General features: G+C 68.0%; 17 protein-coding genes. 11 read left to right on the forward strand and 6 right to left on the reverse strand.

The features are described from left to right. Positions 1-11: 11 nt before the first annotated feature. The 4 genes from F0357_RS16610 to betB form a co-directional block, all read right to left on the reverse strand. Complete coding sequence (locus F0357_RS16610; RefSeq protein WP_208948385.1) at positions 12-320, reverse strand: type II toxin-antitoxin system RelE/ParE family toxin; 309 nt, start codon at positions 318-320, stop codon at positions 12-14. Between the two features lie 10 nt (positions 321-330). Beyond that, entirely contained in the window at positions 331-585 is a 255-nt protein-coding gene (locus F0357_RS16615) for a ribbon-helix-helix domain-containing protein (RefSeq protein ID WP_153484581.1), read from the reverse strand. 87 nt (positions 586-672) lie between these two features. Beyond that, positions 673-2,352: a choline dehydrogenase gene (gene betA, locus F0357_RS16620; protein ID WP_153484584.1), complete on the reverse strand. Its 1,680-nt coding sequence runs from the start codon at positions 2,350-2,352 to the stop codon at positions 673-675. A 106-nt stretch (positions 2,353-2,458) separates the two neighbouring features. Next, a complete protein-coding gene (betB, locus tag F0357_RS16625) occupies positions 2,459-4,594 on the reverse strand; it encodes a betaine-aldehyde dehydrogenase (protein WP_312861634.1) in 2,136 nt (711 codons plus the stop codon). Positions 4,595-5,121: 527 nt separating this feature from the next. On the opposite strand from betB, the gene F0357_RS16630 reads away from it, so the two are divergent. The 4 genes from F0357_RS16630 (at position 5,122) to F0357_RS16645 (ending at position 9,952) form a co-directional block, all read left to right on the forward strand. Continuing rightward, positions 5,122-6,066: a choline ABC transporter substrate-binding protein gene (locus F0357_RS16630; RefSeq protein ID WP_153484588.1), complete on the forward strand. Its 945-nt coding sequence runs from the start codon at positions 5,122-5,124 to the stop codon at positions 6,064-6,066. A 422-nt stretch (positions 6,067-6,488) separates the two neighbouring features. Next, entirely contained in the window at positions 6,489-7,349 is an 861-nt protein-coding gene (gene choW, locus F0357_RS16635) for a choline ABC transporter permease subunit (protein WP_153484591.1), read from the forward strand. Between the two features lie 2 nt (positions 7,350-7,351). Continuing rightward, a complete protein-coding gene (choV, locus tag F0357_RS16640) occupies positions 7,352-8,554 on the forward strand; it encodes a choline ABC transporter ATP-binding protein (protein WP_153484594.1) in 1,203 nt (400 codons plus the stop codon). A 66-nt stretch (positions 8,555-8,620) separates the two neighbouring features. Then, positions 8,621-9,952, forward strand: a complete 1,332-nt coding sequence (locus tag F0357_RS16645; RefSeq protein ID WP_153484596.1) for a dihydroorotase — start codon at positions 8,621-8,623, stop codon at positions 9,950-9,952. A gap of 55 nt (positions 9,953-10,007) precedes the next feature. Here F0357_RS16645 and F0357_RS16650 read toward each other — a convergent pair whose 3' ends face one another. After that, a complete protein-coding gene (locus F0357_RS16650; protein ID WP_153484599.1) occupies positions 10,008-11,240 on the reverse strand; it encodes a methyl-accepting chemotaxis protein in 1,233 nt (410 codons plus the stop codon). A gap of 420 nt (positions 11,241-11,660) precedes the next feature. Between F0357_RS16650 and F0357_RS16655 the strand changes: the two genes are divergently transcribed. The 3 genes from F0357_RS16655 (at position 11,661) to F0357_RS16665 (ending at position 14,948) form a co-directional block, all read left to right on the forward strand. Continuing rightward, complete coding sequence (locus tag F0357_RS16655) at positions 11,661-13,022, forward strand: NAD(P)-dependent oxidoreductase (RefSeq protein ID WP_153484602.1); 1,362 nt, start codon at positions 11,661-11,663, stop codon at positions 13,020-13,022. Between the two features lie 53 nt (positions 13,023-13,075). Next, positions 13,076-14,386: an NAD-dependent dihydropyrimidine dehydrogenase subunit PreA gene (preA, locus tag F0357_RS16660; protein WP_153484606.1), complete on the forward strand. Its 1,311-nt coding sequence runs from the start codon at positions 13,076-13,078 to the stop codon at positions 14,384-14,386. A 199-nt stretch (positions 14,387-14,585) separates the two neighbouring features. Then, the gene (locus F0357_RS16665) at positions 14,586-14,948 is read left to right on the forward strand and encodes an endonuclease domain-containing protein (protein WP_153484610.1); all 363 of its coding nucleotides are present in this window, start codon (positions 14,586-14,588) and stop codon (positions 14,946-14,948) included. Positions 14,949-15,140: 192 nt separating this feature from the next. Here the strand turns inward: F0357_RS16665 and F0357_RS16670 are convergent, their stop codons facing one another. Further along, entirely contained in the window at positions 15,141-15,875 is a 735-nt protein-coding gene (locus F0357_RS16670) for a TetR family transcriptional regulator C-terminal domain-containing protein (protein ID WP_153484612.1), read from the reverse strand. A gap of 248 nt (positions 15,876-16,123) precedes the next feature. Here F0357_RS16670 and F0357_RS16675 point away from each other — a divergent pair, with 248 nt between their 5' ends. The 4 genes from F0357_RS16675 (at position 16,124) to F0357_RS16690 (ending at position 20,132) form a co-directional block, all read left to right on the forward strand. Beyond that, on the forward strand, positions 16,124-16,963 hold the full coding sequence (locus F0357_RS16675; RefSeq protein WP_153484614.1) for an ABC transporter ATP-binding protein: 840 nt from the start codon (positions 16,124-16,126) through the stop codon (positions 16,961-16,963). Positions 16,964-17,033: 70 nt separating this feature from the next. Further along, entirely contained in the window at positions 17,034-17,900 is an 867-nt protein-coding gene (locus F0357_RS16680; protein WP_153487190.1) for an ABC transporter permease, read from the forward strand. Between the two features lie 5 nt (positions 17,901-17,905). Next, positions 17,906-19,093 carry an ABC transporter permease gene (locus F0357_RS16685; RefSeq protein ID WP_153487194.1) on the forward strand — a complete coding sequence of 396 codons (1,188 nt, stop codon included), beginning with the start codon at positions 17,906-17,908 and terminating at the stop codon, positions 19,091-19,093. Between the two features lie 49 nt (positions 19,094-19,142). Next, the gene (locus tag F0357_RS16690; RefSeq protein WP_153484616.1) at positions 19,143-20,132 is read left to right on the forward strand and encodes an ABC transporter substrate-binding protein; all 990 of its coding nucleotides are present in this window, start codon (positions 19,143-19,145) and stop codon (positions 20,130-20,132) included. The last annotated feature ends 61 nt before the right edge of the window (positions 20,133-20,193 follow it).

Consider the following 20,193-nt stretch of genomic DNA (forward strand, 5'->3'; position numbering starts at 1 on the left):
CGTCAGCTACGCTATAGCTTGATATCGTCTTGGAACCGCGCGAACTGATGCATTCGCTCGTGAAGCACGGTCACGATACCGATGTCGCCGTTTTCCAGTTTACGCCAATAGATGTAGTGCCGCTCATAACGACACACATAACCGTCGACACCGAAGGCTGCCGGGATCGGCCTTGATGCAATGCGGTTCGTTTCGATTTTTGCGGCTGTTGCAAAGAGCCCGCGCAGATAGCGCTCGGCTTGCTCATGGCCCCATCTGTTGAGGCTGTAGCGATAGAGTTCGTCGATCCGATAGGCTGCCGCAGCCAGAACGCGGACCACAACGCCTCCCTTATCGGCGATTGCGCGCGATGATGTCGTCTGCCGTCAATGGGATGAAGGAAGAATCAGGCGCGGCGAAAGCGTGCTGTAGCTCCGCCTTCAAGCGCTCGAAAGCGTCATTCTCGGCACGCTCTTTGTCGCGGCGGATCAGGTCGCGAATATATTCGTTGGCGTCCGCATAAGATCCATCTTCGCCGACATTGGCTTCGACGAAATCGGCAAGAACACCGCTCAAGCGGACCGTCATCGTTGTCGTGTGAGACATGGTCTCCCCCGCTGCGTCCGGTTCTCCCGAGAATATAGTCGAACGGGGCGTTCGCTCAAAGGTTCGGCGGGCGCCTCCGCCGCGCTCTTATCGCTGCGCGGTCTGCCAGTTCGGCGCGTCGTAATAGGGGGCGTTGGAGGCGGGGAGGGGGCTGCGGCCGAGGATCAGGTCCGACGCCTTCTCGCCGATCATGATCGTCGGGGCGTTGAGGTTGCCCGTCGTGATCGCCGGCATGATCGAGGAATCGACCACGTGGAGGCCCTCGAGGCCGATCACCTTGGTCGTCGGATCGACCACCGCCATCGGATCGCTCGGGCTGCCCATCTTGCACGAACAGGAGGGGTGATAGGCGCTCTCCACCTTGGCGCGCGCGAAGGCGTCGATCGCCTCGTCGCTCGTCACGTCGGCACCGGGCTGGATCTCGCGGCCGCGATAGGGATCGAAGGCCTGCTGGGCGAAGATCTCGCGGGTGAGGCGCACGCAGGCGCGCATCTCGACCAGGTCGTCCGGGTGGTCGAGATAATTGAAGAACACCTTCGGCTTCACGGTCGGATCGGTCGAGGCGAGGCGGACCCAGCCGCGGCTCTTGGTCCGCATCGGGCCGACATGGGCCTGGAAGCCGTGCTCGCTCGCCATGCCCTGGCCGTCATAGGTCACGGCGACGGGCAGGAAATGATATTGGATGTCTGGATAGCGCACCCCGGCGCGGGAGCGGATGAAGCCGCAGCTCTCGAAATGGTTGGTGGCGCCGAGCCCGTCCTTGAACAGCATCCAGCGTGCGCCGATCAACGCCTTCGCCAGCGGATTGAGCGAGGAATAGAGCGTGATCGGCTGGGTACAGGCGACCTGGAAATAGAATTCCAGGTGATCCTGGAGATTCTCGCCGACGCCGGGCAGATGATGCACCACGTCGAGGCCGAACGCCTTGATCTCCTCGGCCGGACCGACGCCCGAGAGCTTCAGAAGCTGCGGCGAGTTGATCGGCCCGCCGGAGAGGATCACCGCGCGCCGGGCGGTGGCGAGGTGATCGACGCCGCCGCGGCGATAATGGATGCCGGTCGCGCGCTTGCCCTCGAAGGCGATCTTCGTCGCCAGCGCATGGGTCACGACCTTGAGGTTCGGCCGCTCCATGGCGGGTTTCAGATAGGCGTTGGCGGCGCTCCAGCGGCGGCCCTGATGGACCGTCATGTCCATCCGGCCGAAGCCTTCCTGCTGGTAGCCGTTGACGTCCTCGGTGACGGGATAGCCGGCCTGCCGCGCCGCTTCGACGAACACGCTGTAGAGCGGGTTCTTCATCGGGCCATAGCTGGTGTGCAGCGGCCCGTCGCCGCCGCGATATGCGTTGCCGCCCTCCGCGCGGCTCTCGGCGCGGCGGAAATAGGGGAGCACGTCGCGATAGGCCCAGCCGCGCGCGCCTTTCTCCTCCCACCCGTCGAAATCGAGCGGGTTGCCGCGGATATAGACCATGCCGTTGATCGAGGACGAGCCGCCAAGCACCTTGCCGCGGGGGCAATGCATGCGCCGGCCGCCGAGGCCCGGCTCCGGCTCGGTCTCATAGTGCCAGTTGTAGCGATCCATGTTCATCGGGATCGACAGGGCACTCGGCATCTGGATGAAGATCGAGCCGTCGCCGCCGCCGAACTCGATGACGAGGACGCTGTTCTTGCCGTCTTCCGTGAGCCGGCTCGCGAGCACCGAGCCGGCCGAGCCAGAGCCCACGATCACATAATCGAACGCCTCGGCGGCGGGGGAAGAGGTCGCGGACATGGTGATTCCGGTCGATGGGTTCGGGGCGCGGAGAGGCTCGGCGGAACGTCGAGGGCAATCGTCGGGCACCGCCCGAGAGTCCGGGCGGCGCGGGGCGGAACGCCGCTCAGTACGGCGAATCGATATCCGCCATCGCGACGTAGACGCTCTTCAACTGGGTGTAGTGGTCGAGCGCCGTGCGGCCGTTCTCGCGGCCGAGGCCGGAGAGCTTGTAGCCGCCGAAGGGAAGTTCGATCGGCGTCACGTTGTAGTGGTTGATCCAGGTGGTGCCGGCCTCGAGCCGAGCGACGACCCGGTGGCCGCGGGCGAGATCGCGGGTGAAGACGCCGGCCGCGAGGCCGAACTCGGTGGCGTTGGCGCGGGCCACGACCTCGTCCTCGTCGTCGAACGCAAGCACCGTCATCACCGGCCCGAAGATCTCCTCGCGCACGATGCTCATGGTGTCGTCGCAGCCGTCGAACACCGTCGGGGCGACGAAGAAGCCGCGTCCGAGGCCGCCCTCGGTGACGCGGTGGCCGCCGGACAGCACCTTCGCGCCCTCCGCCTTGCCCTTCTCGATGTAGCCGACGACCTTCTCGAGGTGACCGGCCGAGATCAACGCCCCAACCTGGGTCGCGGGATCACGCGGATCGCCGACCTTCATCTTCGCGACGCGGGCCGCGAGCTTGGCGAGGAAGGCGTCCTTGACCGAGCGGTGGACGAAGACGCGCGTGCCGTTCGAGCAGACTTCACCGGCCGAATAGAAATTACCGAGGAGGGCGCCCGAGACGGCGTTGTCGAGATTGGCGTCCTCGAAGACGAGGATCGGCGACTTTCCGCCGAGTTCCAAGGTGACATATTTCAGCGTCGTGGCGGCATCCGCCATCACCTTCTTGCCGGTGCCGACCTCGCCGGTGAGCGAGACCTTGCGGATGGCGGGGTGGCGGGTGAGGAGGCGGCCGGTATCGGCGAAGCCCTGCACGACGTTGAAGACGCCGTCGGGCACGCCGGCTTCCTTCATGATCTCGGCGAGTTTGAGCGCGGTGAGCGGCGTCAGTTCGGCCGGCTTGAAGATCATGGCGTTGCCGGCGGCGAGCGCTGGGGCCGACTTCCAACAGGCGATCTGGAGCGGATAATTCCAGGCGCCGATGCCCGCGACGATGCCGAGCGGCTCGCGGCGGGTGTAGCCGAACGCGCTCGGCCCGAGATCGACGTGTTCGCCCGCGATGGTCGGAGCGAGGCCGGCGAAATATTCGAGGCAATCCGCGCCCGAGATCACGTCGACGACGGAGGTCTCCTGGATCGGCTTGCCGGTGTCGAGGGTTTCGAGCAGCGCCAGTTCGTCGTTGCGGGCGCGCAGGAGATCGGCGACCCGCTTGAGAATACGGCCGCGCTCGGTGCCGGTCATCCGGCCCCACACCGCCTGGCCGCGGCGCGCGGCCTCGACGGCCCGCTCGACTTCGGCCTCGCCGGCGATCTCGATTTCGGCGAGCACCTCTGCGGTCGCCGGGTTGATCGTCTCGAAGGTCTCGCCGGTGGCGGAGGAGACATAACTCCCGCCGATGTGGGAGCGTTCGCGCGGCGTCTTGGTCATCGTGGTCGGGTCCGAATGCGAGGGGGCGGGCGGCGGCTCCGCCCGTGCGATCTGGCTGTCGACGAACGCCGCGACGATGGCGCGGGCGCTCTCGGAATCGGTCTCGGTGGAGGCGGAGAGGGTGGCGCGCAGCCACAGCCCGTCGATCGCGGCGGCGATCGCCACGGCGAGTTGCGGCGCGTCGCGGGGCCCCACGATCTGCTTCAGGGCGTGGCGCAGGTTCGACAGCATGCGCTGCTGGTAGACGGTCTGGACGCGCTTCAGACGCGCGGAATGAATGACCTGACCCCAGAAGGCGAGCCACACGGTGCCGGTGCGGTGGTCGAACTCCTCGGGGGCGAGGTTCGCCTCGATGATGGCGGCAATGCGCTCGCGCGGCGTGCGCGCCTGCGAGAGGCGTTCGATCACGCTGCGGCCGAGACGGGCCGCGAGATGACGCAGGGTCGCCTCGAGGAGCCCATCCTTGTCGCCGAAATAATGGGCGACGAGACCGGGCGAAACCTTGGCGCGGCGCCCGATCTCGCTGAGCGTCGTGGCGACGTAGCCGAGCTCGGCCATCGCGTCGATGGTCGCTTCGATGAGCTGCCGGCGGCGGAAGTCTTCCTGGTCGCTACGGGCGGAAGCCTTCCGATCGGCGGCGCGTTCGCCGCGTGCTGTCTGCATCGCCATCCCGGAATTCCTTGAACGCTCAAACAACAGCATAGGTCGAGCCCGCCGACAAGCGTCGTCTCGCAAATTCGGCGTCCCTGGATGTCGTGTCGGAAACAGAAAAGTCGCAGAAATCCGCCGCCTCCGCCCCACCGAGCTCAGGCCGCCTGTTTGGTGCACTGTGTCAGATGCCGTGCGCGCAAGCGTGCCTCATTTGCAATCAGAAGCGTTCAAAGATTTTGCGTGACAAGTTTTCGCACTTGCTTTTGAATGCTCATTCAACAGGGGAACGCGGGCGCGACGAGAACACTCGACACGCCCCGGAGCGATCGTCGCGAGGCGGTCGCGTTCCGGCGGATACGATCCGCTGGGGCGGGCCGAGCAAAGGCTTCGGCACGTCGGCAAGACTTCGACGCGATGACCGGCGGCCATCGGGCGCCGGCGGCAGGCTTCGGCGCGCGAAACCGCGCCGGCAAGATGCGGAGCGGGCAGGCGGAACGGCGCTTCAGATCGCCGGCCGGCGGCCGAGGTCACAGAGGGAGAAGATTATGCGTTTCAAGTTCGCTTTGGCGGCCGTTTTCGCCGTCATGCTCGGTGGCGCGGCACAGGCGGCCGATCCGGCCTCCTGCAAGAGCGTCAAGATGTCGGACATCGGCTGGACCGATGTCACCGCGATGACGGCGACCACCGGCTCGATTCTCAAGGCGCTCGGCTATTCGCCGAAGATCGACCTGCTCTCGGTGCCGGTCACCTTCACGTCGCTGAAGTCGAAGGACATCGACGTGTTCCTGGGCAACTGGATGCCCTCGATGGAAGCCGACATTAAGCCTTATCTGGCCGACAAGAGCGTCGATGTCGTCGGCACCAACTTGGTTGGCGCCAAGTACACCCTCGCGGTGCCGTCCTACCTCTACGACCAGGGCCTCAAGTCCTTCCAGGACATCGCGAAGTTCAAGGATCAGCTCGGCGGCAAGATCTACGGCATCGAGCCCGGCAACGACGGCAACCGCCTCGTGCTCGGCATGATCGACAAGGATCAGTTCGGCCTGAAGGGCTTCCAGCTCGTCGAATCGAGCGAGCAGGGCATGCTGGCCCAGGTCGAAAAGTCGGTCCGCAACAAGCAGCCGATCGTCTTCCTCGGCTGGGCGCCGCATCCGATGAACGCCAAGTTCGACATGAAGTATCTGTCGGGCGGCGACGACGTGTTCGGCCCCGATTTCGGCGGCGCCCGCGTCGACACGGTGGTGCGCGCCGGTCTTCTCACCGAGTGCCCGAACCTCGGCACCTTCCTGAAGAACCTCAAGTTCGAGATCGGGATGGAGAACGAGATCATGGGCGCGGTGCTCGACGACGGCGCCTCGCCGGACAAGGCCGGCAAGGACTGGCTCAAGAAGCACCCCGAAGTGCTCGACGCCTGGCTCGCCGGCGTGACGACCCTCGACGGCCAGCCGGGTCTGCCGGCGGTGAAGGCGGCGTTCGGCATCTCGGGCTGACCCCGAAACGGCACGACCGGAGCCCTGCCGCCCTCGGCGGGGCCTCTCGCCGGTCCGCGCTGCGAGACGGTTCCCGGCCGGCGCCTTCGGGCCCGGCCGGCATCCAACGAGGAAGACGACGGATCGGACGCGGCGTTCGCCGCTCCAACGGTCCACCGGAAACACGAATGCCTCGGGACGGGCCTTGTGTGCAGCCGTCTGGCGGCGTGACCGAGCGCACCGACGTCCCGGCCGAACCGGCCCTCTCGACATTCTTCTCGATAGCTCCGACGATCCGCGACGGGGCCGCCCCGCAGGGCGTGACCGGCACGCCGGCCGATCCGCCGCAACGGCGTCGCGGCGTAAACCGAGCGCACGCGGGCTCTCACGGCCCCGCAGCCGCCCGTGCACCGCCTTCCCATCGCCCGCAACAAGGCTTCGCGATGAGCGCACTCGAAGACTGGATCACCGATCACAAGATCCCCGTCGGCAATTGGATCGCCGACCTGATCGAGCTGATCAAAGACAATTCGATGAATTTCTTCGACAGCTTCTCGGCCGGATTCGGCGGGCTCATCGATGCCTTCACCGGGCTTCTCGAGTCGGTTCCGCCGATCGTGCTGATCCTCATCGTGACGGCGATCGCCTACGGTCTGCAGCGGTCTTGGAAGATCTGCCTGTTCGTGGCGTTGGCGCTCCTGTTCATCCTCAACCAGGGCTATTGGGAGGCGACGCTCGAAACGCTTTCCTTGGTCCTCTTCGCCACCATCGTCTCGATGGTGATCGGCGTGCCCATCGGCATCGCCGCGGCGCACAGGCCCTGGTTCTATGCCGGTCTGCGTCCGGTGCTCGACCTGATGCAGACCCTGCCGACCTTCGTCTACCTGATCCCGACGCTCGTCCTGTTCGGCCTCGGCGTCGTGCCCGGCATCATCTCGACGGTGATCTTCGCGCTGCCGGCACCGATCCGGCTCACCTATCTCGGCGTCTCGTCGGTGCCCGACAGCCTCAAGGAGGCGGGTGAGGCCTTCGGCGGCACGCCGCGCCAGATCCTCTGGAAGATCGAGTTGCCCCACGCGATGCCCACCATCATGGCCGGTCTCACTCAGTGCATCATGCTGAGCCTCTCGATGGTCGTCATCGCCGCGCTCGTCGGCGCCGGCGGGCTCGGCGTCCCGGTGGTGCGCGCGCTCAACACGGTGCGCGTCTCGATGGGCTTCGAAGCGGGGCTCGCCATCGTGCTCCTCGCCATCATCCTCGACCGGGTGTGCCGCACGGCCGAACCCGCCGCGAAAGGACGCTGACGATGCCGGCGGTCGAATTTTCCCACGTCGACATCCTGTTCGGGCGCGACGGCAAGCGCGACAAGGCGAGCCTTGCGACCGCGGCGGCGATGCTCGATCAGGGCCGCACCCGCACCGAGATTCTCGACAAGCTCGGCGTCGTCGTCGGCGTCGCCGACGCGACGCTCTCGGTGGAACGCGGCGAAATCTGCGTGCTGATGGGCCTCTCGGGGTCCGGCAAATCGACACTGCTGCGTGCCGTGAACGGCCTCAACAAGGTCGCCCGCGGCAAGGTCCTGGTCGAGAACGACGGCGCGGCGGTCGATATCGGCTCGTGCTCGCCGACGATGCTGCGCACCATGCGCACCCGCCGCATCGCCATGGTGTTCCAGCAATTCGCCCTTCTGCCCTGGCGCACCGTGCGCGAGAATGTCGGCTTCGGCCTCGAGCTGCGCGGCGTTTCGGCAGCCGAGCGGCGGCGGGTCGTCGACGAGAAGCTGAAGCTCGTCGCCCTCGATCAATGGGCCGACCGCTACGCCAACCAGCTCTCCGGCGGCATGCAGCAGCGCGTCGGCCTCGCCCGGGCGTTTGCGACGGACGCCGACATCCTGCTCATGGACGAGCCGTTCTCGGCGCTCGATCCGCTGATCCGCACCAAGCTCCAGGACGAGTTGCTGGCGCTCCAGCGCCAGGTCCACAAGACGATCATCTTCGTCAGCCACGATCTCGACGAGGCGCTCAAGATCGGCAACCGCATCGCCATCATGGAGAGCGGCCGGGTCGTGCAATGGGGTACGCCGGAGGACATCGTGCTCAACCCGGCGAACGATTATGTCGCCGAGTTCGTCCAGCACATGAACCCGCTCAACGTGCTGCGCGGCCGCTCGGTGATGGTGCCCGCGGCGCAATTGCGCCGCGACGGCGCGACGATCCTGCTCGACGACGAGGGCGCGTTGCGCCTCTCGCTCGACGCTGCGGGGGGTATCTCCGGCTTCCATGCCAAGGGCGATCCCTGCCGGATCGCGCCGCTCGGCACGGCGGCGGCGGATCTCGCGCTCGGCGACGTCGCAATCGCCTCGGCCGATCAACTGCTCCGCGACGTCATCGCGCTCCGCCGTCACACCCGCCGCCCGGTGGTCCTCGTCGACGAGGGCAGGGTGGTCGGCATCTGCGGGGAGGAGGAAATCCTCGCCTCCTTCAGCCCGGAGACGCGGCGCTCGGCCTGAGCTTCCGTCTCGCCTCCGTTGCGCGCGGTGCTATATAGCGCGCGACCCGAGAGGCGGAGCGTGGACATGGCCGAGACGTTCGATCTGATCCTGAAGGGCGGCGTCGCCGCGACCCCGAACGGCATCGCGCCGGCGGACATCGGTGTCAGGGGGGGGCGCGTCGCCGCGATCGGCGATCTCGCGACCGCCTCCGGCGGCGAGGTGATCGACTGCGCCGGCCTCCATGTTTTGCCCGGCGTCGTCGACAGCCAGGTTCATTTCCGCGAGCCCGGGCTCGAGCACAAGGAAGACCTCGAAACCGGCTCCCGCGCCGCGGTCATGGGCGGCGTCACCGCCGTGTTCGAAATGCCGAACACCAAGCCGCTGACGACGAGCGCCGAGACCTTCCACGACAAAATCCGCCGCGGCACGGGCCGCATGCATTGCGACTTCGCCTTCTGGGTCGGCGCCACCGCGGGCAACATCGACGATCTGCCGGCGCTGGAGCGTCTGCCGGGTGCCGCGGGCATCAAGATCTTCATGGGCTCGTCCACTGGCGATCTTCTGGTCGCCGATGATCCGACGCTCGCCCGCGTGCTCGCCGCCACCCGCCGCCGCGTCGCCGTCCACGCCGAAGACGAGCCGCGCCTCGAATCCCGCAAGAGCCTGCGTATTCCGGGCGATCCGCGCTCCCATCCGGTGTGGCGCGACGAGGAGGCGGCGCTGAAGGCGACGACCCGTCTCGTCACGATCGCCCGCGAGGTCTCGGCACTCGTCCACGTACTGCACATCTCGACGATGCAGGAGCTCGATTTCCTGGCGGGCCACAAGGATATCGCCTCCTGCGAGGCGACGCCGCACCATCTGACCCTGGCGCTCGACGAAGACGGCGAGCGCCTCGGCTCCCGCATGCAGATGAACCCGCCGGTGCGCGATTCGTCCCACCGTGCGGCGTTGTGGCGGGCGATCGGCAACGGCGTCGTCGATGTGCTCGGCTCCGACCACGCGCCGCATACGCTGGAGGAGAAGGCGAAGGCCTATCCCGATTCGCCCTCCGGCATGACCGGCGTGCAGACGTTGGTGCCGATCATGCTCGATCACGTGGCGGCGGGGCGCCTCAGCCTCGCGCGGTTCGTCGATCTGACGAGCGCGGGCCCCGCGCGGCTGTTCGGCATGGCGGGGAAGGGGCGGATCGCGGTGGGCTACGACGCCGATTTCACGATCGTCGATCTGAAGCGCACCGAGACGATTCGCAACGACTGGATCACCTCCCGGGCGCAATGGACGCCCTATGACGGGCGCGCCGTGACCGGGTGGCCGGTCGGCACGATCGTGCGCGGAACCCGCGTGATGTGGGAGGCGAAGCTCGTCGCGCCGTCAACCGGCGCGCCCGTTCGTTTCCACGGCATGAGGGGCTGAATGGCGGGTCCCCGCGGCGCGGTGTGCCCACCGCGCCGGACGCCGCCGCGCGGCGTCAGCTCGCGGGGTGATGGCCCCGCACGGCCTCGACGATGGCCGTGACCTCCTGGTCGAGACGGACATAGGCGTCGATCGCCTTGCCCATGTCGCCGCCGACGTGGCGGAACATCTCGTCGGCCAATGCGCCGAGCGAGCCCATCGCGGTGCGGACGGCGTCTCCCGCGGGCGAGGGCACGTCGCGCCCCAGGGCGATGACGCCGGCGCCGAGCGCCGGCCGGTCCTTGCGGGCGCCGACGAGACACTCGGCCATCCGTCCGCGCCAGATCGCGAGGTCGGCCGGCAGACGCATCCAGGCGCGCTCCGTCGCCGCGTCGAGGCCCGCGAGCATCGCGATCGCGTTCGTCTCGGCCTCGTGGACGAGGGCCGTCGCCGAGCGCCCGTCGGTCTCGTTCTGGGCGGCGAGCCGGGCGACCTCGGTCAGCGACTGGGCGATCGAGTTGGTGGCGACCTTCTGCTCGTTCAGCATGGTGCTGATGTTGTCGATGCTTGCGCCAGATACGGCAACGCGATCAGCGACTTGTGTCATGTTGTGGGAGACGAAGGTGAAGACCTGTGCGCCCACCGCGACACGCTCGCCGCCGCTGTCGACCGCGAGCGACATGCCGGCGATCACGGCGTTGAGCTCGGCGAGCTGGGCGCCGATGTGCTCGGTCGTCTTCGCGGTCTGCTCCGATAGCGCCTTCACCTCCGAGGCGACGACGGCGAAGCCGCGGCCGGCCTCGCCGGCCCGTGCGGCCTCGATGGTCGCGTTGAGCGCGAGCAGCTTGGTCTGGCGGGAGATCGTATCGATCTCGTGGGCCATGTCGGCGATTCGCCGGATGGCCGTCGTCACCTGATCCGTGCGCGCCTTGATGTCGTCGAACGACGCCGTGATGGCTTCCATCGCCTGACCGGCTTCTCCGGCACTGCCCGACGTCTCGTTGACGAGTCGGGAGGCATCCGCCGCGTTGGCCCGCGTTTCGTCGGAGGCCTTGGCGATGTTCTCAATAGTGCGGGCCATCTCTTCGACCGCGCCGGAGATCGAGATGGTCTCGCCGGAGAGGCGGCTCAGGTTGCCGCCGTTCCAGGCCATCAGGCAGGCGAGATCGCCGAGAATGCGGCCGGATTCGATCGCCGGGCGGAGCCGTTCGGCGGTGTTTGGCTCCGCTCGATCAACATATGCGGTCGAATGGCCTTGGGCGAGATCACCCGCCGGCTCCGGCGCGTGGCCATTGGTGAATGCGGACATGGCGTTTCCCCGTCGCTGTCTTTTCTTGTCATGCGCGCCGATGGTGCTGCCGGCGCGGTCTCCCCGATCGCCAACCGGTCGGCGTCAGCGGGTCTCTCGGCGTCCCAATCCGGCATCATGCCAGAGGCGGCTGATCCGAGGCTGTCCTCGCACTCGCCTTCACGGAAAGGCGAACTCGGCCTTTCAACCTCGGGATTGTGCGCTCCTCCTGGAATTGATCCAAGCTGCCGTTGACAGCGCCGCCGTCTTTTGATCGGATGGTCAAAAGACGGGCGTGCCGCTTCGATGGGCAATCCGCCGGGGCGCCGGCGGAAACGGGCCATTCGGCATGATCCGGACGAGGGGACAGACCGCAGCGGCCCGGCAGTGGCGGCGCGGTCCGCAGCGCCGGCGGCGGCCTTGGAGCCGGCACGGGAGACGATGATGACGGACGTGGACATCCGCGCCGGACGCTTGCCGTCCGACGATCTCGCACGCAATTTTTCCGACCTCCATCCGGTCCTCACCGATCACGAGGCGGCCGTCGAGGCGGGCCGCTGCCTGTTCTGCTACGACGCGCCCTGCATGCAGGCGTGCCCGACTTCGATCGACGTGCCGCTGTTCATCCGCCAGATCTCGACCGGCAATCGGGTCGGCGCGGCGCGGACCATTCTCGATGCCAACGCCCTCGGCGCCATGTGCGCCCGTGTCTGTCCGACCGAGACGCTGTGCGAAGAGGCCTGCGTCCGCAATGCGGGCGAGAGCAAGCCGATCGAGATCGGCCGCCTCCAACGCTATGCGACCGATGCGGTGGTGCCGACCGGGCGGCAGATCTTCCGCCGTGCGGCGCCGACGGGCCGCCGGGTCGCGGTGGTCGGTGCCGGCCCGGCGGGGCTCTCCTGCGCCCACGGCCTCGCCCGCGCCGGCCACGACGTGGTGATCTACGATGCGCGGCCGAAGGCGGGCGGGCTCAACGAATACGGCATCGCGGCCTACAAGGCGGCGGGCGGCATCGCCGAGCAGGAGGTCGCCTGGCTGCTGGCGATCGGTGGGATCGAGATCCGCGCCGGCATTGCGCTCGGCCGTGACGTCAGCCTGGACGCGCTCCTCGCCGATCACGACGCGGTCTTCCTCGGCATGGGTCTCCAGGGAATCAACGCGCTCGGGCTCGGCGGCGAGACTGCCGGCGTGCGCGATGCCGTCGATTTCATCGCCGACCTCCGTCAGGCCCAGGCCGACGGACGCCTCGACGGCGTCGCGACCGGCCGGCGGGTGATCGTGATCGGCGGCGGCATGACCGCCGTCGATGCGGCGATCCAATCGAAGAAGCTCGGCGCCGACGAGGTCACCATTGTCTATCGGCGCGGCGCGGAGGCGATGAACGCGAGCGTCTACGAGCAGGAGCTCGCGCAACTGAACGGCGTCACCATCCGCCATTGGGCCCGGCCGGCTGCGCTCGAAAGCGACCAGGGCCGCCTCGTCGGCGTCCGCTTCGAAGAAACGGCGAGCCGCGACGGCCGCCTCGTCGATGCCGGCCGCAGCTTCCGGCTCGAGGCCGATCTCCTCCTCACCGCGATCGGCCAGACCTTCGTCGCCGCTCCGCTGACTGGGGCGCTTGAGCTCGAGAACGGCCGCATCAAGGTCGACGAGATCCGGGCGACGTCGCTGCCGCGGGTGTGGGCCGGCGGCGACTGCGTCGCCGGGGGCGAGGACCTGACCGTCGTCGCGGTCGAGGACGGCAAGATCGCCGCCCGCGCCATCGACGCGGCCTTCGCCGCCGCCTCCCGCGTCGCCGCCGAGTAAGCCGCGGACTAACGCCGCACGTCTTTTGCCGACTTCATCCTCAGGAGGATGTCATGGCCGATCTCTCCGTCGATTTCTGCGGCATCAAGGCGCCGAACCCGTTCTGGCTCGCCTCCGCGCCGCCGACCGACAAGGAATACAACGTCGAGCGCGCCTTCCGGGCGGGCTGGGGCGGCGTCGTGTGGAAGACGCTGGGCGAGGAAGGGCCGCCGGTCGTCAACGTCTCCGGTCCGCGCTACGGCGCGCTGCACGGCCCCGACCGGCGCGTCATGGGCTTCAACAACATCGAGCTCATCACCGACCGGCCGCTCGAGGTGAACCTCGCCGAGATCAAGGCGGTGAAGAGCCGGTGGAAGGATCGCGCGGTCGTCGTCTCGCTGATGGTCCCGTGCGAGGAGGAGGCGTGGAAGAAGATCCTGCCGCGCGTCGAGGAGACCGGCTGCGACGGCATCGAGCTCAACTTCGGCTGCCCCCACGGCATGTCGGAGCGCGGCATGGGCTCGGCGGTCGGGCAGGTGCCCGAATATGTCGAGATGGTCGCGCGCTGGTGCAAGCAGAACACCCGCATGCCGGTGATCGTGAAGCTGACGCCGAACATCACCGACGTCCGTCGCCCCGCAGAAGCCGCGCGGCGCGGCGGCGCCGATGCCGTCTCGCTCATCAACACCATCAACTCGATCATGGGCGTCGATCTCGACGCCATGGCGCCCAGTCCGCACACCGACGGCAAGGCGACCCACGGCGGCTATTGCGGCGCCGCGGTGAAGCCGATCGCACTGCACATGGTCGCCGACATCGCCCGCTCTCCGGCGACCCACGGCATGCCACTCTCGGGGATCGGCGGCGTCGAGACCTGGCGCGATGCGGCCGAATTCATGGCGCTCGGCTGCGGCACCGTGCAGGTGTGCACCGCCGCGATGGTCTACGGTTTCGGCATCGTGCGGGAAATGATCACCGGCCTCGAAGCCTGGATGGACGAAAAGGGCTATGAGCGGTTGTCCGATTTCGTCGGCCGCGCGGTGCCGAACGTCACCGACTGGCAGCACCTCAACCTGAACTATGCGGTGAAGGCGCGCATCGACCAGGATCTCTGCATCAAGTGCGGGCGCTGCCACATCGCCTGTGAGGATACGTCCCACCAAGCGATCTTCGCCACCAAGGACGGGATGCGGCACTTCGAGGTCAACGACGCGGAGTGCGTCGGCTGCAATCTCTGCGTCAACGTCTGCCCGATCGAGGACTGCATCACGATGGTGCCGCTGATGAACGAGCTCGACGCCCGCACCGGCCGCTATGTCGACGGCTCCGTGCTGCCCTGGACCGCCCACCCGAACAACCCGGCGGTCCGCCAAGCGGCGGAGTGAGTCGGGGTAAGCTGGGAAAGGCCCCTCATCCGGCCCTACCGGGCCACCTTCTCCCCGGCGGGGAGAAGGAGCGGAGAGGTTGGTGATCGTAAGGAAGGCGAGGCGCTTCGGCTCCCTCTCCCCGCCGGGGAGAGGGCTGGGGTGAGGGGAATGGCACCGGGCTTTCAGGATCCGAGACCACTCGGCACGCGGGGGCGCCATGGTGGAGGGAGAGGAGAAGAGAGCGGCGACGGTTCAACGGGCGCGGAGCCTGCGCGTGAGCATGACGGCGCCCGAGCAGCGCTTGTGGGCTCATCTGCGGGATCGGCGCTTGGGCGGGTACAAGTTCGTTCGGCAGATGCCGATCGGTCGCTACGTCGCGGACTTCGCATGCCGGGAGCGGAGGCTGATCGTCGAGGTCGACGGATGGCAGCATGCGGAGAGCCGGGGCGATCGCGTCCGGGACGAGGCGTTGCGTGTGCAAGGTTACCGCGTGCTGCGGTTCTGGAACGACGAGGTTTCGCGCGAGATGGAGAACGTCTTGGAGACGATCCTCGCCGCGTTGGAGGGGCGGTTGGATTGAGGGGGGCGATGATGTGCCGGCCCCTCATCCGGCCCTACCGGGCCACCTTTTCCCCGGCGGGGAGAAGGAGCGGAGAGGTTGGTGACCGCAAGGAAGACGAGACGCTCCGACTCCCTCTCCCCGCTGGGGAGAGGGCGGGGGTGAGGGCCCTTCGAGACTAAGAACCTTGAGGATACGAGCGATTTCGGGGACTCAACGCGGGACGATGCCGCGGAGCAGGATGGCGAGGAGAGCGTCGTGGGAGCGGCGGTAGAAGGCGTCGTCGGACAAGTCGCGGCCGGTGAGGGCGCGGATCTGGAAGGCGAAGTCGGCATAATGCTGGGTCGTCGCCCAGATCGAGAAGATCAGATGGAGCGGCTCGATCGGGGCGAGGCGGCCCTCGGCGATCCAGCGTTCGATCGTCTTCGTCTTGGCGTCGACCAGGGCCTTCAAGGGGCCGCTCAGCATGGCGCCGAGATGGGGGGCGCCTTGCAGGATCTCGAGCGCGAACAGTCGCGAGGCCGCCGGATAGAGCCGCGAGGCCTCGAGCTTGCGGGCGACATAATCCGTGATCGCCTCGATCGGATCGCGGGCATCGTCCATCTCGCCGAGCGGGACCAGCCAGCGCTCCAGCGTGGTTTCGAGGACCGCCGTATAGAGCAGGTCCTTGGTGCGGAAATAATAGAGCAGGTTCGGCTTCGACATGCCGGCCGCGGCCGCGATGTCGTCGATGCGGGCGCCGTGGAGGCCGAGGGTCGAGAAGGCCTCGGTCGCCGCTTCGAGGATGCGCTCGACATTCGCCTCGCCGACCCGCGTCTTGGCCCGGAAGGGGCCCGAGGCGTCCCGCGTCGCCGCCCCGTCCGTCTTGGCACGCCCCGGCCGCTTGCGGGCGGCGGGCGTTTCTGGCGCAATCGGGCGGAAGTCGTCCGGGGTCGGTTCGCGGTTCATGGACGGATGTTGCCTGTATTTTGTCCAACCGGTCAAATGAACGGGCACGCGATCGACCGGAATGCGGAGGTGTCGTCGTCACCGCGACCCGATTCCGGGCCGCTTGTCCACCGCCTTCGCGCAGCCGGACCCGGCTGCGGCGCGTTGCGGTTGCGACCTTCGGCGAAGAACGCGCATCGTGGCACGACGCTTGCGATGAAACGGGGCGGCACGGCCCGAACGGAACGGCCGAGCGCGGGAGAGCGTGAATGGCGTTGAGCGAAGCGACCAGCGAAGCTGCGGCGACGGCGGCCGTCCCTCGGCCGGACCGGCGGTCGGTCATCAGCATCGCTGGCCTCGATCTCACCTTTGAGACCGCTGACGGGCCGGTCTATGCGTTGTCGAACGTCGATCTCGACGTCCGCGAGGGCGAATTCGTCTCCTTCATCGGCCCGTCGGGCTGCGGGAAGACGACGCTCCTGCGGGCGATCGCCGACCTCGAGCAGCCGACCGCGGGCACGCTCCTCGTCAACGGGCTCTCCGCCCACGAGGCGCGGCTGCGCCGGCAATATGGCTACGTCTTTCAGGCGCCGGCGCTCTATCCCTGGCGCACGATCGAGAAGAACGTGATGCTGCCGCTCGAGATCATGGGGCTTTCCCTGGCCGAGCGACGCGAACGGGCGAGGAAGCAGCTCTCTCTCGTCAACCTGACCGGCTTCGAGCGCAAATTCCCCTGGCAGCTCTCCGGCGGCATGCAGCAGCGCGCCTCGATTGCGCGCGCGCTGTCGTTCGACCCGGCGCTCCTCCTCATGGACGAGCCGTTCGGCGCCCTCGACGAGATCGTGCGGGACCATCTCAACGAGGAACTCCTCAAGCTCTGGGCGGCGACCAGCAAGACGGTGGTGTTCGTCACCCATTCGATCCAGGAGGCGGTCTTCCTCTCGACCAAGATCGTGGTGATGTCGCCCCGGCCGGGCCGGATCATCGACGTGATCCCCTGCGATCTGCCGGCCGAGCGCACCCTCGACATCCGCGAGACGCCGGACTTCCTCAAGATCGCGCACCGCGTGCGCGAAGGCTTGCGCGCGGGGCATGCTTATGGCGACTGACGCGCTCGGCCGGCACGAGGGACGGCAGCAGACCGCGGCGCGGCCGCGGCGCGGGCTGTGGACCCGCCTGATGTCCGGGACCGCCGGCCCGGTGATCGCGATCCTGATCGTGATCGTCGCCGTCTGGTATCTCGCGGCGATCGCCCTCAACGCCCCGACCGCCCGCGACGCCTTCGCCCGCGCCGATGCCGCCTACGGTCCGCTCGACCTCGTGACGGCCACGTGGTCGCAGGAACGGCCGCTGCTGCCGGCGCCGCACCAGATCGCCGGGGAGCTCCAGAAATCGGTGTTTGGCCTGTCGCCGACCTCCAAGCGGTCGCTGGTCTATCACGGCTGGGTCACGCTCTCGGCCGCCCTGCTCGGGTTCGGCTTCGGGACGGTGATCGGCATCGTGCTCGCGGTCCTCATCGTCCACGTGAAGACGCTCGAAAAGAGCCTGATGCCGTGGATCATTTCCTCCCAGATGGTGCCGATCCTCGCCGTCGCCCCGATCGTCATCGTCGTGCTCGGCTCGATCGGCATCCGCGGCACCGTGCCGAAGTCCTTGATCTCGACCTATCTGTGCTTCTTCCCCGTCGCCATCGGCATGGTGAAGGGGCTCAATTCGCCGGACGTGCTCGCCCGCGATCTGATGCGCACCTATTCGGCGACCCAAGCGCAGACCTTCTTCAAGCTTCGCCTGCCGGCCTCGGTGCCGTTCCTGTTCGCGAGCCTCAAGGTCGCGGCGGCGATCTCGCTGATCGGCGCCATCGTCGCCGAGCTGCCGACCGGCGCCCAGGCGGGCCTCGGCGCGCGGCTCCTCGCCGGCTCCTATTATGGACAGACCGTGCAGATCTGGGCGGCGCTCATCGCGGCAGCCGTGGTCGCCGCCGGCCTCGTTCTGGTGATCGGGCTCGTCGAGAGGGCGGTCGGGCGGCTGATGGGGGCGCGACCGTGAGCACCATGACCCGCCCCGTCACCGGCGTCGCGTCCGCCACCGCGTCCGCGGGGAAGGGGAGCCGACGGCGCTTCGGCCTCGGCCGCCTCGCGCTCGCCTGCGCCGCCCTGCTGGCGCTCATCTCTCTGGTGCTGCCGGCGGGGATCGGGCGCGGGCCGCTCGCGGTCGCGTTCTGGCCCTCCGTCGTCGTCTTCGCCGCCGCGGTCGTGCTTGGCCGTCTCGCCTTGCGCGGCCGGCGCTCGCCGGGGCTCGTCGGGGCTGGCCTGATCGCGGCGCTCGCGCTCGCCGCCACCAATCTCTGGATCCTCAAGGCCGCCGCGCTCGAAGGCATCGCCGGTCCGGGCTTCTGGGCGCTCGTGCTCGCCGCCTGGCTCGGCGCCTCGGCGATGGTCGCCGACCTGACGCATGTCGCGCTGCGCTCGGCCGTCGCCCGCCGCGCCGCGGCGCTCGCCGTGCCGCTCCTGTTCGGCCTCTACCTGTTCTTCCTGTGGGAGGTGATCGTCCGCGGCTTCGGCGTCCCCTCGGTGCTGATGCCGGCGCCGAGCGCGATCGCGCTGCGCTTCGGCGGGGCGCTGCCGACGCTGTGGCAGGACTTCGTCCAGACCTTCGTGCGCGGCGTCCTCTCCGGCTACATCATCGGCAACGGCGCGGGCTTCCTCGTCGCCATCGTCGCCGACCGTGTGCCCTTCCTGCGCCGCGGGCTCCTGCCGCTCGGCAACTTCGTCGCCGCGCTCCCGATCATCGGCATCGCGCCGATCATGGTGATGTGGTTCGGCTTCGACTGGCCGTCGAAGGCGGCCGTCGTGGTCGTCGTCACCTTCTTCCCGATGCTGGTCAACACGGTCGCCGGCCTCGCCGCCGCCGGACCGCTCGAGCGCGACCTGATGCGCTCCTACGCGGCGAGCTACGGCCAGACGCTCCTCAAGCTGCGGCTGCCGGCAGCCTTGCCCTTCATCTTCAACGCGCTGAAGATCAATTCCACCCTCGCGCTGATCGGCGCGATCGTGGCGGAATTCTTCGGCACCCCGATCGTAGGCATGGGCTTCCGCATCTCGGTCGAGGCGGGGCGCATGGCGCTCGACATGGTGTGGGCGGAGATCGCGCTCGCGGCCATCGCCGGCACCGCCTTCTACGGCATCCTCGCGCTCATCGAGCGGGCGGCCACCTTCTGGCACCCGTCGTTTCGTTCGTGACGTCTTTCAAGCCGCGCTCAAGCGGCGTCAAACCGGAGGCTGGAACCCTATGAACCTCAAGCATCTCCTCGCCGCGGGCGTCGCCCTCGGTCTGATGTCGGGCGCGGCGCAGGCGGCCGACCCGGTGACCCTGCAGCTCAAGTGGGTGACCCAGGCGCAGTTCGCCGGTTACTACGTCGCCAAGGAGAAGGGCTACTACAAGGACGCCGATCTCGACGTCACCATCAACCCGGGCGGACCGGACGTGGCGCCGGAGCAGGTCATCGCCGGCGGCGGCGCCGACGTGATCGTCGATTGGATGCCGGCCGCGCTCGCCGCCCGCGAGAAGGGCGTGCCGCTCGTCAACGTCTCGCAGCCGTTCAAGAAGTCCGGCCTCGAACTGACCTGCCGCGCCGACACCGGCATCAAGACGCCGACCGACTTCAAGGGCAAGACGCTGGGCGTCTGGTTCTCGGGCAACGAATATCCGTTCCTCTCCTGGATGTCGAAGCTCGGCTACAAGACCGACGGCGGCCCGGACGGCGTCACCGTCATCAAGCAGGGCTTCAACGTCGATCCGCTGATCCAGAAGCAGGCGGCGTGCATCTCGACGATGACCTACAACGAATATTGGCAGGTCATCGACGCCGGCTACACGCCCGAGCAACTCGTCGTGTTCAAGTACGAGGACGAGGGCGTCGCGACCCTCGAAGACGGCCTCTACGTGATGCAGGACAAGCTGAAGGATCCGGCCTTCGTCGCCAAGATGGCGAAGTTCGTTGCGGCCTCGATGAAGGGCTGGGACTATGCCCGCGAGCATCCCGACGAGGCGGCCTCGATCGTGCTCGAGAACGACACCACGGGCGCCCAGACCGAGAAGCACCAGAAGCGCATGATGGCCGAGGTGGCGAAGCTCCTCGACGACAAGGCGAACGGCAAGCTCGACGTCGCCGACTACGAGCGCACCGTGAAGGTCCTGACCTCGGGCGGCTCCGACCCGGTCATCACCAAGGCGCCGGAAGGGGCCTACTCGTTCGCGCTCTACGACGCGATGAAGTGAGCCGTCGTCCTCAGTCCTTGACCCTCCCCTGCCAGGGGGAGGGTCGACGGCCGAAGGCCGG

Origin of the sequence: Segnochrobactrum spirostomi, from assembly GCF_009600605.1 — a bacterium.
Lineage (GTDB): Bacteria > Pseudomonadota > Alphaproteobacteria > Rhizobiales > Segnochrobactraceae > Segnochrobactrum > Segnochrobactrum spirostomi.